General features: G+C 72.1%; 10 protein-coding genes. 6 read left to right on the top strand and 4 right to left on the bottom strand.

Annotated elements, in window-relative coordinates; translation table 11 throughout:
• The first annotated feature begins 11 nt into the window (after positions 1–11).
• The 5 genes from ACIBH1_RS24240 (at position 12) to ACIBH1_RS24220 (ending at position 6,038) form a co-directional block, all read left to right on the top strand.
• Entirely contained in the window at positions 12–290 is a 279-nt protein-coding gene (locus ACIBH1_RS24240) for an HPr family phosphocarrier protein (protein ID WP_397316165.1), read from the top strand.
• Complete coding sequence (locus tag ACIBH1_RS24235) at positions 283–1,995, top strand: putative PEP-binding protein (protein WP_397316164.1); 1,713 nt, start codon at positions 283–285, stop codon at positions 1,993–1,995. Before ACIBH1_RS24240 ends, ACIBH1_RS24235 begins: the two co-directional genes overlap by 8 nt.
• Positions 1,996–2,027: 32 nt before the next feature.
• On the top strand, positions 2,028–3,368 hold the full coding sequence (locus ACIBH1_RS24230) for an LLM class flavin-dependent oxidoreductase (protein WP_397316163.1): 1,341 nt from the start codon (positions 2,028–2,030) through the stop codon (positions 3,366–3,368).
• Positions 3,369–3,377: 9 nt separating this feature from the next.
• Positions 3,378–4,400 (top strand): aldo/keto reductase, encoded by a 1,023-nt coding sequence (locus tag ACIBH1_RS24225; protein ID WP_397316162.1) that lies wholly within the window; start codon positions 3,378–3,380, stop codon positions 4,398–4,400.
• A gap of 153 nt (positions 4,401–4,553) precedes the next feature.
• Positions 4,554–6,038: an MFS transporter gene (locus ACIBH1_RS24220; RefSeq protein WP_397316161.1), complete on the top strand. Its 1,485-nt coding sequence runs from the start codon at positions 4,554–4,556 to the stop codon at positions 6,036–6,038.
• A gap of 437 nt (positions 6,039–6,475) precedes the next feature.
• Here the strand turns inward: ACIBH1_RS24220 and asnB are convergent, their stop codons facing one another.
• On the bottom strand, positions 6,476–8,320 hold the full coding sequence (gene asnB / locus ACIBH1_RS24215; protein ID WP_397316160.1) for an asparagine synthase (glutamine-hydrolyzing): 1,845 nt from the start codon (positions 8,318–8,320) through the stop codon (positions 6,476–6,478).
• 752 nt (positions 8,321–9,072) lie between these two features.
• Between asnB and ACIBH1_RS24210 the strand changes: the two genes are divergently transcribed.
• Positions 9,073–9,720, top strand: coding sequence for a TetR/AcrR family transcriptional regulator (locus tag ACIBH1_RS24210; RefSeq protein WP_397316159.1), 648 nt, complete (start codon positions 9,073–9,075; stop codon positions 9,718–9,720).
• A 346-nt stretch (positions 9,721–10,066) separates the two neighbouring features.
• Here the strand turns inward: ACIBH1_RS24210 and ACIBH1_RS24205 are convergent, their stop codons facing one another.
• Genes ACIBH1_RS24205 through ACIBH1_RS24195 form a run of 3 tightly spaced genes read right to left on the bottom strand, consistent with a single transcriptional unit; the run spans position 10,067 to position 14,407 of the window.
• Positions 10,067–10,867, bottom strand: coding sequence for a thioesterase II family protein (locus ACIBH1_RS24205; RefSeq protein WP_397316158.1), 801 nt, complete (start codon positions 10,865–10,867; stop codon positions 10,067–10,069).
• 7 nt (positions 10,868–10,874) lie between these two features.
• Positions 10,875–12,590 carry an ABC transporter ATP-binding protein gene (locus ACIBH1_RS24200; protein WP_397316157.1) on the bottom strand — a complete coding sequence of 572 codons (1,716 nt, stop codon included), beginning with the start codon at positions 12,588–12,590 and terminating at the stop codon, positions 10,875–10,877.
• Positions 12,587–14,407 (bottom strand): ABC transporter ATP-binding protein, encoded by a 1,821-nt coding sequence (locus tag ACIBH1_RS24195; protein WP_397316156.1) that lies wholly within the window; start codon positions 14,405–14,407, stop codon positions 12,587–12,589. Before ACIBH1_RS24195 ends, ACIBH1_RS24200 begins: the two co-directional genes overlap by 4 nt.
• Positions 14,408–14,456 lie beyond the last annotated feature (49 nt).

Below are 14,456 nucleotides of genomic sequence, written 5' to 3'. Positions count from 1 at the left end.
GAGTGAGTCGGATGGTGGAGCGCACGGTTGCGGTGGCCTCCAGGACGGGGCTGCACGCGCGGCCGGCCAAGCTGTTCGTCCAGGAGGCGCAGCGGCTCGGCGTGCCGGTGAAGGTTCGTGTCGGGTCGGGCAAGGAGGTTCCGGCCACCAGCATGCTGGGGGTGCTGTCGCTGGGGGCGGTGCAGGGGACGCAGGTCACGCTGTCGGCGGCGGGCGGGCCGGAGGGCGAGGCCGCGGTGGAGGCGCTGGCCGCGCTGCTGGCGCGCGACCTGGACGCGTCCGATGAGTGAGCTGCGCGGGCTCGGCGTGAGTCCGGGACTCACGGCGGGGCCGGTGCTCCGCATGGCGGCGGCCCCCACGCTGGAGGGCCTCGGTGCTGGACGGAGGACTGCCCCCGCAGCCTCGTCGGGCGCCTCCTCGCAGAACCCGCCCACCGCCGCAGCCTCGTCGGGCGCCTCCTCGCAGAACCCGTCCACCGCCCCGCCGTCGGAGGCCGGGGACGCGACGACGGGCGCCGGACCGGTGATCGGTGTCGGGCAGGCGCTCGGCGCCGTCGCGGCCGAGCTCGAGGAGCGGGCGCGGCGGGCGCAGGGCGAGGCGGCCGACATCCTCGAGGCGCAGGCCATGATGGCCGCCGACCCTACCCTCGCCGAGGCCGCCGAGGAGCACGTAGAGGCGGGCCTGGCCGTACCCCACGCCCTCGACGCCGCCTTCGCCGCGCACCGCGAGGCGTTGCTGGCGGCGGGCGGCTACTTCGCCGAGCGGGCCGCCGACCTTGACGACCTGCGCAACCGCGCGATCGCCGCCGCGCTCGGCCTGCCGATGCCCGGCGTGCCGGACCCCGGCCACCCGTTCGTCCTGATCGCCGAGGACCTCTCCCCCGCCGACACGGCCGGACTGGGCGCCGACGTGCTGGCGCTGGTCACCGAGAGGGGCGGACCGACCGGCCACACCGCGATCCTGGCGCGCGCCAGGGGCCTGCCGGCCGTGGTCGCCTGCCCCGGCGTGCTGGACCTGGCCGACGGCACGCTGGTCGCCGTCGACGGCGGCACCGGCGAGGTGCGCACCGGCCTCGACGAGCCGGGCGCCGCCGCGATCAGGGAGCGCGCGGCCCAGGACAGGGCCAGGCTGGCCGCCGGGCGCGGACCCGGCAGGACCGCCGACGGCCACGCGGTCAAGCTCCTGGCCAACATCGGCTCGGCCGCCGATCTCGCGCCGGGCGCGGAGGGTGTGGGCCTGTTCCGCACCGAGTTCCTCTTCCTGGGCCGCCGGTCCGCCCCCGCCTTCGACGAGCAGGTGGCCGCCTACGCGCGGGTGTTCGAGGCGGTGCCCGATGCGATCGTGCGCACCCTGGACGCCGGGACCGACAAGCCGCTGCCCTTCCTGGGGCTGGAGGCCGAGCCCAATCCGGCGCTCGGCATCCGGGGCCTGCGGGTCGACCGGCTCCTGCCGGAGGTCCTCGACACGCAGCTGGCCGCCATCGCGCGGGCGGCGCGAGCCACGGGCGCCCGGCCGTCGGTGATGGCGCCCATGGTCAGCACGCCCCGCGAGGCCGCGCGCTTCGCCGAGCGCGCGGCCAAGGCGGGCATCCAGCGGGTGGGAGTGATGATCGAGGTGCCCGCGGCGGCGTTGCTGGCCGCGGAGGTGCTGGCCGAGGTGGACTTCCTCAGCATCGGCACCAACGATCTGGGACAGTACGCCTTCGCCGCCGACCGCCAGCATCCGGGCCTGGCCGACCTGCTCGATCCGCGTCAGCCCGCGCTGCTGCGGCTGGTACGGCTCTGCGCGGAGGCGGGCCTGGCGGCGGGCAAGCCCGTCGGGGTGTGCGGCGAGGCGGCGGGAGATCCGGGGCTGGCGCCGATCCTGGTGGGGCTCGGGGTGAGCAGCCTGTCGATGTCGGCCCTGTCCATCCCGGGGGTGCGCGCGGCGCTCGCGGAGCGCACCCTCGACGACTGCAGGCGGGAGGCAAATTCATGTATTTCCGGTAGGTATTGACTCTTTCCTGAGCCGATGCTTGCATGAACCGCATGACCAAGCGGCAGGGAAGACTGCATCTCAACGCGTTCCTGATGAGCGTCGGCCACCACGAGGCGGCCTGGCGGCTGCCCTCGGCCGATCCCTTCGCCAACACCGACATCGCCTACTTCCAGAACCTGGCCAGGATCGCCGAGCGCGGCAAGCTCGACTCGCTGTTCCTGGCCGACAGCCCGGTCCTGTGGGGAGAGATCGGCCGCCGGCCGTCAGGGGCGCTGGAGCCCACGCTGCTCCTCACCGCCCTGGCGACCGCCACCTCGCGCATCGGGCTCATCGCGACCGCCTCCACCAGCTACAACGAGCCCTACAACCTGGCGCGGCGCTTCGCCTCGCTCGACCACATCAGCGGCGGCAGGGCCGGCTGGAACATCGTCACCACCGCGGGCGCCGACGCCGCGCGCAACTTCAACCTCGACGACCTGCCCGCCCACCGCCACCGCTACGAGCGGGCCGCCGAGTTCGTGGACGTCTCGATCAAGCTGTGGGACAGCTGGGACGACGAGGCTCCGATCGGCGACAAGGACGCCGGCGTGTGGGGCGACACGGACAAGATCTACCCCGCCGCGCACCGGGGAGAGTTCTTCCAGGTCGCCGGAGCGCTGAACGTGCCCAGGCCGCCGCAGGGACACCCGCTGCTGGTGCAGGCGGGCTCGTCCGAGGACGGCAAGGACCTGGCCGCCCGCTACGCCGAGGCGGTCTTCACCGCCCACCAGACGCTCGACGACGCCCGCGCCTTCTACGTCGACCTCAAGGAGCGCACCCGCCAGGCCGGCCGCGACCCGGAGGGCATCAAGATCCTGCCCGGCATCGTGCCGGCGATCGGCTCCACCGAGGCCGAGGCGCTCGCCCTGGAGGAGGAGCTGGACCGGCTGATCAACCCGGAGTACGCCAGGAAGCAGCTCGCCACGCTGCTCGGCGTCGACCCCGAGGACCTGCCGCTGGACCGGCAGCTCCCGGCCGACCTGCCCGACGAGGACGCCGTCGAGGGGGCCAAGAGCCGCTACACGCTGGTCGTCAACCTGGCCAGGCGCGAGAAGCTGACCGTGCGCCGGCTCATCGGACGGCTCGGCGGCGGGCGCGGGCACCGCACGTTCGCGGGCACGCCCGAGCAGGTCGCCGACGCCATCGAGCACTGGTGGCGGAGTGGGGCGGCCGACGGGTTCAACATCATGCCGCCGGTGCTGCCGAGCGGGCTGGAGGTGTTCGTGGACCAGGTGGTGCCGATCCTGCAGCGGCGCGGGCTGTTCCGCACCGAGTACGAGGGGACGACGCTGCGCGACCACTACGGCCTGGCCCGTCCCGCCAACCGCAACCCGCAGCTCGCCGCCCTCTAGGAGACACCCATGGACTACCGGCCCTTCGGGCGCACCGGCGTCAAGGTCAGCCCGCTCACGCTGGGCGCGATGAACTTCGGCCGGCGCGGCAATCCCGACCACGACGACTCGATCCGGATCATCCACCGCGCCCTCGACGCGGGCATCAACGTGATCGACACCGCCGACGTCTACTCCCAGGGGGAGTCGGAGGAGATCGTCGGCAAGGCGCTGGCCGCAGGCCGCCGCGACGACGTGTTCCTGGCCACCAAGTTCCACGGCCAGATCGGCGACCATCCCAACCACCGGGGCAACTCCCGCCGCTGGATCATCCAGGAGGTCGACAACAGCCTGCGCAGGCTGCGGACCGACTGGATCGACCTGTACCAGGCGCACCGGCCCGACACCGACACCGACTTCGACGAGACCCTCGGCGCGCTCAGCGACCTGGTCGGCCAGGGCAAGATCCGTTACATCGGCACGTCCACCTTCCCCGCCGACCAGATCGTCGAGGGCCAGTGGACGGCCGAGCGCCGCGGCCGCGAGCGGGTCGTCAGCGAGCAGCCGCCGTACTCCATCCTGGCCAGGGCCGTCGAGCGCGACGTGCTCCCGGTCGCCCAGCGGTACGGCCTGGCGGTCATCCCCTGGTCGCCCCTGGCCGGAGGATGGTTGTCCGGCCGCTACCTCGACGGCCGCCCGTCGAGGCGCGCCGCGCTCTTCCCCGAGCGCTACGACGCCACCACCGAGGCCAACGCGCCCAAACGCGCGGCGGTCGGCGAGCTGGCCGCGCTGGCGGAGGAGGCGGGCCTGTCGCTGATCCACCTGGCGCTCGCGTTCGTGCTGGAGCATCCCGCGGTGACCTCGGCCATCATCGGGCCGCGCACGCTGGAGCAGCTGGAGTCGCAGCTCGACGCCGTGAAGGTGACGCTCACGCCGGACGTGCTCGACAGGATCGACACGATCGTGCCGCCCGGCGTCACTCTCAACCCGGCCGACGCGGGCTACCACCCTCCGGCCATCACCTCGCCCGGGGCGCGTCGCCGCTCGGGCTGACCCTCACGCATCTCAGAGGCCCTCCGCCCGGTGGCGGAGGGCCTTTGCCGTACGCCCTGCCAGCGGCCGGCTGTCGACATCCTCCACCTTCCGATGTTATTTTCAGTACGTGTACGAAAAGCCTGACGCGCTAGCGCAGAGGACTGGGTTACGGTGAAGAACGCGGAATCAGCAAGCGGACCATCGGTCATCGCTCCGGCCGCGCGGCCAGGGCTCACCCTCGCCGCGGTGGCCGTCGTGCAGTTCATGGTGTCGGTCGACCTGTCAGTGGTGAATCTCGGACTCCCCCAGATCTCCAGCGGACTCGGCTTCAGCGCCGTCGGCCTGACCTGGGTGATCCACGCCTACGCGCTCACCTTCGGCGGGCTCCTCCTGCTCGGAGGCAAGATCGCCGACCGGTTCGGGCACCGGCGGGTGCTCCTGATCGGCCTCGCCGTCTTCGGCATCGCCTCCCTCCTGGGCGGATTCGCGCAGGAACCCGGCCACCTGGTCGCCGGACGCGCCCTGCAGGGCATCGGGGCCGCGGCCCTGTCGCCCGCGGCGCTGGCGCTGCTCACGGTGACCTTCCCCTCCGGCAAGGAACGGGTGCGCGCCTACGGCATCTGGAGCGCCGTCAACGCCGCCGGCGGCGCCCTGGGCGTGCTCATCGGCGGGGCCCTCACCGAGTACGCGGGCTGGCGCTGGGTGATGTTCATCAGCGTCCCGATGGCCGCCATCGCGCTGGGGCTCGCCTGGCGCGGCGTCGCCTCCGCCCCTCCGCTCGCCCCCAGCGGCCGCCCCGACGTGCTGGGCGCCGTCCTGGGTACGGCCGGCATGACGCTGCTGGTGTTCGGGGTCGTGCGCACCGAGCAGTACGCGTGGACCTCGCCGGTCACGCTGGGGACCCTCGCGGCGGCCGCCGTCCTGCTCGCCGCGTTCGTCGCCGTCGAGCGCACCACCACCCGCGACCCGCTCGTACGGCCCGGCCTGCTGGCCAACCGCTGGGTCAGCGGAGCGAACTCCTTCAACCTGCTCCTCGGGGCGGCGATGGCGTCGTGCTTCTACTTCGCCTCCCTCTACCTGCAGCAGGTCCTCGGGACCAGCCCGACGCTCGCCGGGCTTCAGCTCCTGCCGTTCGCCTTCGGCGTGATCATCGGGGCGGCGGTGGCCATCAAGCTCGGCTACCGGGTGGCGCTGCGCACCCTCCTCATCGCCGGCGGGCTCGTCACCGCCGCCGGATTCGCCTGGTTCGGCCTGATGAGCGCCGACGGCACCTTCCTCGTCGACGTGCTCGGGCCCTCGCTCGTCACGAGCATCGGCTTCGGACTCTGCCTCGGCCCGGTCGTCTCCGCGGCCACCGTGGACGTCCCGCAGCGGGACGCGGGCACCGCGTCGGGGCTGCTGTCGAGCTCGCGGCAGATCGGCGCCTCGCTCGGCCTGGCCGCCCTCGGCACCGCCGCCCACGGCCACACCGGGCCCAGCGCCACGCCGCAGGCGCTCGCCGGGGGGTACGGGCTGGGGATGACGCTCGGGGCGGTGCTGCTGGCGGTGGCGGTGCTCATCGCCTTCTTCGTGCTGCCGCGCACCAGCCCGGCGGCTGCGGCCGAGCACGACGCGCCCGCGCAGGGCGCGCCGCGGCTGGTACCCGAGGCCGAATGACGGCTCCACCGCGACGGCCCGCGAACCACGGCACGGCACCCCGCCGTGCCGTGCCGTACTGCGCGGCGCGACGGTTTGTGCAGCGGCGTCCCAGCGGCGGGCACCGCTCCCCGTGGGGCCGCTCCACCTCAGACTGCGTCACCCCAGGCCGCACCCCCTCAGACCGCGCCCCTTCAGGCCGCGGCACCTCGGGGCGCCCCCTCAGACCGCACAACGTCGGCCGCACCGCCTTGGGGCGCGTCTGTTGGTCCACGCCACCTCGCGCCACATCCCCCGGCCGCACGCCGCCGGGCCGCATCGCCGGGGAAGCGCGAAGGCGCATCGCCGTCGGCGTGGCGATGCGCCCTGCTGGTGCGGGACAGGAGGAGGTGTGACCGGTGAGTGACGAGGCGGCGGGGCGGGCGGGCGTGTCGGAGGGGGCGCGCCCGCCCGCGGGGTCAGTCGAGCAGCAGCTCAGGCGAGTGCCGTTCCATCCACACGTGCAGGTCGAGCACCCGCTCGAGCCCGCCGCGCACGGCCACCGGCATGCTCGCCGGGTCCTGCGCCACGACCTGCTGGGCCCACCCGCGGTCGACCAGGGCGAACACTTGCGCGTCTCTCTCGGCGACGAGTTCCTTCACCTGCTGCTGCAGGAAGGCCGCGTATCCGGGGCTCTGCGGCGACGGGAAAGGGCTCTTGACCCGCTCCACCACCGAGCGCGGCAGCACGGGCGCGGCGGCCTGCCGCAGCAGGCTCTTCTCGCGGCCGTCGCAGGTCTTCAGCGCCCACGGCGTGTTGTAGACGTACTCCACCAGCCGGTGGTCGCAGAACGGCACCCGCACCTCGAGCCCGACGGCCATGGACAGGCGGTCCTTGCGGTCGAGCAGGGCGCGGACGAACCGGGTCAGGTGCAGGTGGCAGGTGGTGCGCATCAGCCGGTCCTGCTCGGACTCGCCGTCGAGGTGCTCCACGTCGGCGAGGGCTGCCGCGTACTGGTCGGCGGTGTAGGCCTCGACGTCGAGGCGTTTGCGCAGGCCGGGCTCGATGTGGTCGGTCCTGGCGGCGAGGCTCAGCGGCGGGATGACCATCATCCAGGGGAACGTGCCGCCGCGCAGGAGCTGCGGGTGGTGGAACCACGGGTAGCCGCCGAACACCTCGTCGGCCGACTCGCCGGACAGCGCCACCGTGGAGTGTTCCCTGATCGCCTTGAACAGCAGGTACAGGGAGCTGTCGAGGTCTCCGAAGCCGTTGGGGATGTCGCGCGCTCCGACGGTCGCCTGCCGTACGGCGGGGTCGGACAGGTCGGCGGGGTCGAGCACGACGTCGCGGTGGGTGGAGCGCACGTGGGCGGCGACGTCGCGGACGAACGGAGAGTCGGGTGTGTCGCGCATCTCGTCGGGGACGAAGTTCTCCTCCTGGCCGACGAAGTCGACCGAGAAGCTGCGCACCTGCTCGCCGCGGAGCGCGAGCCGCTCGGCGGCCAGGGCGGTGATCGCGCTGGAGTCGAGGCCTCCGGACAGCAGCACGCACTGGGGCACGTCGGAGATGAGCTGGCGGTCGACGATGCCGGTGAGCAGGTCGCGCACGCGCTCGATGGTGTCGTCGCGGCTGTCGGTGTGCTCGGCGGCGCGCAGGTACCAGTAGGTGCGGTGGCGCGGGCCGGCGCGGTCGACGACCAGGAGCGTGCCCGGCACGAGCTCGTGCATGCCCTTCCACAGGGCCCAGCCGGGGGTCTTGGTCTGGGCGAACAGCTCGCGCAGGCCGTCGGTGTCGACGGCCTTGCGCACGAGCGGGTTGGCGAGGATCGCCTTGGGCTCGGAGCCGAACAGCACGCCGTCGGGGGTCGGGTGGTAGAAGAGCGGCTTGATGCCCATCCGGTCGCGGACGAGCAGGAGCTTCTGGTCGCGTTCGTCCCAGATCGCGAAGGCGTACATGCCCTCGATGTGATCGACGACGCTCTCACCCCATTCCAGGTAGGCGCGGAGCACGACCTCGGTGTCGCTCTCGGTCCTGAACGGGTGCCCGAGCGCCTTGAGGCGGTCGCGCAGGGACCGGAAGTTGTAGACCTCGCCGGAGTAGACCAGGCAGACCTCGCCGGCGGGGGTGCCGGCGGTCATCGGCTGGGCCCCGCCGGGCAGGTCGATGACGGCCAGGCGCCGGTGGCCGAGGGCCGCGTGCGCCCGCACATAGGTGCCGCGGCCGTCGGGACCGCGGCAGGCCATCGTCCCGGTCATCGCGTCGAGCACGTCACCCTGGTGCGTCAGGTCGGCGCCGAACGACACCCAGCCTGCGATTCCGCACATCTCACGACCCCATTTCCACTAGGTTTGCGCGCGCTTCTCGTCGAGTCATGGGGATCGGCTCTCCCGTTCGCGGGGATGTGCGGGGGCGGAGGCTTCGGAAACCTCCGCAAGGCCCGTACGGCACGACCGCCGGTGTGCCCGGCGGAATCGCGCCGCGCACACCGGCGTTTTCGCGGGAGGCAGATCGTTCCGATGCGGTGTCCGAGGAATTCGGGCGCCGTGTTCTCGCCCGTCTGGGCGCCGGTTCGCCGGTACGGCGGCTTTCCCCTTCGATCGAAGAATAGGGCCGCCTCGGCGGGTTCACAGCAATACACTGCCGCACGCATGCCATTTCCATCAATCGACGCCACCAAGCCCCGGCGCGGCGTCGTCATGAACAATTCAACGCCGGCGCGACATAGTTCGACCTTGCGAACCTCGAAACAGCTTCAACTTGCCCGAATATCTGGTAAGATACCATCGAGGCCAGACCCCAACAATGTTCGTTTCACACCTGCCCATGTGAATAATTCACATCGCGTCGATTGGGTGACATATCCACGCCCCCAGTGTTTTGCTAGGATCAGGCGTCAGCACCACTGAGCTCTGGCACGTTGATTTTCGCAACAGTCGATCGTCGTGGCTCGACACGAATGTTCCACCGGTCGTCTCGGAAACACCCCCGCCTCGCTCGTCGATGAACGCAAGCATCGTGGAGGATTGAGATGCCCACAGAAGAACCCCAGACAAAGGGCGTCGGCCGGCCTCCCCGCTTGTCCCTCGAGGCGATCATCGCCGCCGCCGATCACATCCTGCAGTCGGAGGGTTCCGAGAAGCTGTCGATGCGGCGGCTGGCGACCGAGCTCAACAGCGCGCCCATGGCGCTCTACTACCACGTGCGCGACAAGGACGAGCTGCTGCTGCTCCTGATGGAGATGCAGGCGGCGCGCATCCCGCGCCCCGACTTCCCCGACGACCCGCGTGACCGGCTCGTCGCGGTGGCGATCATGCTGTACGAGCTGCTCGCGGAGCGGCTGTGGATCGTCGAGGTGCTGACGGGCGACGACCTGATCGCCCCGTCGGCGCTGTGGTTCGTCGACGAGATGATCGGATCCGCAGTGGAGTACGGGCACAGCCCTGAGCAGGCGGTCTTCATCTATCGCACGATCTGGTACTACATCGTGGGCGATCTGATCGTCCGGGTGAACGGCAAGCGGCGGCGCAGCAGGGCTGCCGGGCCGGTCCACCAGGACCAGGTGATCAGCAGCCTGAACAACGGGACCCACCCCAGGCTGACGGCGGTGTCGGAACGCTGGGCCGAGCTCAACGCTCGCGACACTCACCGGCAGGGGCTGGAGGCGATCGTCGACGGGTTGCTGCGCTCGGCGCCGCTGCCGGAGGGCATCACGGCCGACCGGTAACCGCTCCACCGGCCCCGGGCCACGGGTCGCGGCCCGGAGGTGGCGTCGTGGCCGTTCGGGGCGGGTGCACGCCGGGCCTCGGCGGCGGGGCTGATGGCGGCGCCGTCGCACGGCGTGCGGCGCAAGCGCGGGTCGGGGCCCAGGAGCACGGCACACCAGGCGCCGCAGACGAGCCCGCGACCCAGGCAGGAGCACGCGGCATGGACACACTCGCGGCGCAGGCAGAGGCGAGCGGCGCAGGCAGGAGCGTAAGGCGGAGGGGCGTGACCGCCGTACTCCGAGGTAGCGGTGCCAGGGCGGGAGCGCCGGTGTCAGGCCGGGCCCCCGCCCTTTCGGAAGCAACCGGTCACGGCATCGACGGCCACGGGTTGGCCGCCCTGTCGGCCGCGGCCCGCGCCTGTGACGTCAGCAGCCCGACGACCGCGTCCCGATGCTCGTCGAGATAGAAATGCCCACCCGGAAAAACCCGGAAATCGCATTCCCCGAATGTCGTCTCCCGCCACCCTTCAGCCTCGGAAACGTCGATCTCCGAATCCCGGTCTCCATAGAGAACCGTCACCGGCGAGGTCAACCGCTCCCCCGGCACAACGCGATAGGTCTCGCTCAGCCGATAATCCCCCCGAATGATCGGAAGAAATGCCTGGATGAGCGGATCCTCGTCGAGGATGGAAAGATGAGTCGCCTCCGTGCGACGCAATTCCTCGACCAGTTCCGCGTCGCTCCCCCGGTGCACGATTCCCGGCCTGGTCAATGCCGGCGCCGGGTGTCCTGAAACGACCAGGCGCATCGGTGGATCGCCCGCCGTGGAAAGGTGGCGGGCGATTTCGTAGGCGACGATCGCCCCCATGCTGTGCCCGAAGAGAATGGTCGGAACAGGGGGCCCGCCGAGGGGCAGGTCCGCTGCGAGCAAGGCGGCGAGGCCTTGCATATCCGGCGGCACGGGCTCCGAATAGCGGTCTTCGCGTCCTGGATATTGCACGGCCACGAATTCGACGTCCCACGGCGCGGCGGCGCTCCAGGAGCGGTAGTAGCTGGCGCTGCCGCCGCCGTGGGGGAACAGCAGGACCCTGGCCCGGGCGTAGGGCCGGGGGTCGAGCCGGCGGAACGCGCCGGCCCGGTGGTCTCTGGGCAGGGGGTCGGTCAGCATGGCGGCCTCATTCGCTCGCGACCGGCGCCATGGAGATGCTCCAGAAGTCGGCGTAGCGCCCGCCACGCCGGAGCAGCTCGTCGTGGGTGCCCTCCTCGGCGACCCGTCCTTGGTCGAGGAAGACGATGCGGTCGGCGCGCTGCACGGTCCGCAGCCGGTGGGCGACCATCACGACGGTGCGCCCGGCCATGAGCCGTTCGATGCCTTCGTGCACGGCCGCCTCGTTGACGGGGTCGAGTGCGGAGGTGACCTCGTCGAGCAGGACGATGGGCGCGTCCTTGAGCAGGGCGCGCGCGATGGAGACACGCTGGCGTTCGCCGCCGGACAGCAGCGCGCCGCCTTCGCCGACGTCGGCCGACCAGCCGCCGGGCAGCCGTTCGACGACCTCGTCGAGGCGGGCGGCGCTCGCGGCGGCCCGCACCTCGGCGTCGGTGGCGTCGGGGCGGCCGAGGCGCACGTTCTCCTCGATCGTGCCGTCGAAGAGGTAGACGTTCTGGAAGACGATGGCGATGTGCCGCATGAGCTCCTCGGTGCTCATGGAGCGCACGTCGACGCCTCCGACGCGCACCGTTCCCGATTCGGCGTCGTAGAAGCGGGCGAGCAGTTGCAGCAGGGTGCTCTTGCCCGCGCCAGACGGTCCGACGACGGCCAGGCGCTGCCCTTCGGGCAGGGAGAGCGTGACGTCGTCGATGACCGTGCGGCCGTCGTGGCGGAAGGAGACGTTCTCGAAGGTGACGTCGTGGCCGGCGGGGAGGAGCGGCTCGGCGGGTTCCGGTAGCGGCTCGGTGCGCAGGACGGTGTCGAGCCGGTCGAGTTCGGAGCGGGCGCCGCGCAGCTTGCCGCCGATGTCGGACAGCGACAGCAGCGGGTCGGCGCACCGGGCGGCGAGCACGAGGATCGTGAGGATCTCGGCCGCGCCGATGCTTCCGCCGATGACCAGGTAGGCGCCCAGGACCAGCAGCGCGGTGAAGATCGCCTGCACGGTGAGGGTGAGGCCCACGGCGCCCGGCAGGACGGCCAGCACGGTGCGGCGGGAGGTGCTCTCCACCTCGCGCAGCGAGTCGTCGAGCAGGTCGAAGCGCTCGCCTGTCCTGCCGCCGGCGCGCAGCACGGGCTGGGCCTGGAGGAACTCGATGACGCGGCTGGTGGCCTCCTTGTCGCGGGTGTGGCGTTCGTGGTCGGTGGCGGCCATGGAGCGGGCCGTCCACGCCTGGATGGCGGCGACGACGGGCGCGGCGGCCAGCGCGGCGAGGCCGAGCTGCCAGTTGAAGGCGGTCATGACCACGACGATGGTCAGCGGCGTGACGCAGGCGGAGACGAAGGGGGCGAGCAGGTGCGCCGACACGCCCATGGCCTGCAGCAGGCCGCGGCTGGCCATGATCGACACCTCGCCGACCCTGCCGCTGTCGTACCAGCCGATGGGCAGGCGGGCCAGGTGCTCGCCGAGCCGGTAGTACATGCCGCGCAGCATCGTGGTGCCCACGCGCATGCCGGACAGGTCGCTGAAGTAGCGCAGCACGGCGTAGACGGCGACCGCGCCGCCGAAGCCGGCCAGCCAGGGCACGGCCTGGCCGGGGTCGTCGCCGAGCAGCGCGGCCAGGACGGGCACGAGCAGGGCGTAGGACAGGCCTTCGACGACCGCAGTGACGGTCATGAGGGCCACGGTGCGGCGCATGGACCGGGCGTAGTCGTCGCCCAGCACGCGCAACAGCATGCGGATCATCGGGGGTCGCCTCCTTGCTGTGCGTGACCCAGGGTGTCGATCTCGTCGTCGAGGACGGAGCGTTGCGCCTGCCAGAAGGCGGCGAACCTGCCGCCGCGTTCGAGCAGTTCGCCGGGGCTGCCGCTCTCGACGATGCGGCCGTCGTCGAGCACCACGACGGTGTCGGCGTCGGCGACGGTCTCCAGGCGGTGGGCGATCACCAGGATGGTGCGGTCGCCGCCGAGGCTCGCCAGCGCGTGCCGTACGGCCTGCTCGGTCTGGGGGTCGGCGAAGGCGGTCGCCTCGTCGAGCACCAGGACGGGCGCGTCGGCGAGCAGCGCGCGGGCGATCGCGATGCGTTGCGCCTCGCCGCCGGACAGGCCTGCCTCCTCGCCGATCACGGTCGCGTAGCCGTGGGGCAGTTGCAGGATGCGTTTGTGGATGTTGGCCAGCTCGGCGGCGCGCACGACGGCCTCGGGGTCGGCGTGTGGCACGGCGAGCGCGATGTTGTCGGCGACCGAGGCGCGCAGCAGGCGCACGTCCTGGAAGACGAAGGAGACGCGCTGGTACAGCTCGCGGCTGCCGATCTGGCGCAGGTCGACCCCGCCCAGGGTGACCGAGCCGCCGGTCGGGTCGAAGAAGCGGGGCAGCAGTTGCACCAGTGTGGACTTGCCGCTGCCGGAGGGTCCGACGACGGCGGTGACGGTGCCGGGTTCGAGGACCAGGTCGATGCCGCGCAGGACCTCGCGGTCGGTTTCGTAGCCGAAGCGCACATCGCGCAGCTCGACCCGGTGTCCGCTGGGCGTGACCGGTCGCGCCGGCTCCGGCAGCGGGGGCACGCCGAGGACCTCCTTGATGCGGCCGACGGCGCGGCCGGCGGCCTGCAGGTCGTCGAAGCCGTGGCCCAGGGCGGCGACCGGCGCGGTGAGGCCGAGGCCGAGCAGCAGGAACGGCAGCAGATCGACCGGCGCCAGGCCGCCCGAGGTGATGAGGAGCGTGCCGCCGGCGAGCACGACGAGCAGCACGAACGGCGGCGACAGCACGAGTTGCATGCCCGCGGCGACCAGCGACATGCCGCGCACCCACCGGAAGAAGGTGCCGACGAAGTCGTCGACGGCGGTGAGGAACGTGCGGTGGGAGCGTTCGGAGCCGCCGAACGCCTTGACCACGGCGATGCCCTGCACGAACTCGATCACGGAGCTGGCGATGCGTCCCATGGCGCCGTCGAACTCCTCCTGCTCGCGGGTGCGCGCGGGGAGCATGAGCAGCGGGACGTGCGCGATGGCCAGCACCACCGGGATCAGCGTGAACAGTGTCATCCGCCAGTCGATGGCGAACAGGTAGACCAGCGACACCAGCGGCACGACGAAGGCGGCCACCAGTTCGCCGGGGGCGTGGGCGATCAACGGGTGCACCGCGCTCACGTCCTCGCCCACCACCTTGGCCAGCTCGCCGGTGCGGCGCCTCGAGAACCAGCCGATCGGCACCCGCCCCAGATGGGCGGCGAGCTGCCGCCGGAAGGTCAGCTGCACCTTGCCGTCGAGCACGTGGCCGAGCCCGGAGGAGGCCGCGGTGAACACCAGGCGGACGAACAGGCCGGCCGCGCCCGCGATCACCACGAACCACACGTGGGCCTCGTCGACGGGCCCGGGTGTCAACAGGGTGCGGCCCAGCTCGACGACGGCCAGCAACGGCGCGAGGCCCGCGACGGCGCCTATCACCTGGAAGGCCACGACGGCGGCGAAGCTCCAGGCATGGGGGCGCAGCAGCCGTCCCATGCTCCAGCCGGGCGCGGGATCCGCCTCCCTCAGCGCCGCGGCGGAATCAAGTGCGCTCATGGCTCTCCCATCCGATTCGTACGCGTACGATTATCATCCTCCGTCTGGC

Origin of the sequence: Nonomuraea sp. NPDC050663 (assembly GCF_044456985.1) — a bacterium.
Lineage (GTDB): Bacteria > Actinomycetota > Actinomycetes > Streptosporangiales > Streptosporangiaceae > Nonomuraea.
The sequence above is the reverse complement of the archived record's forward strand: the minus strand, read 5'-3'. Positions and strand labels throughout refer to the sequence as shown.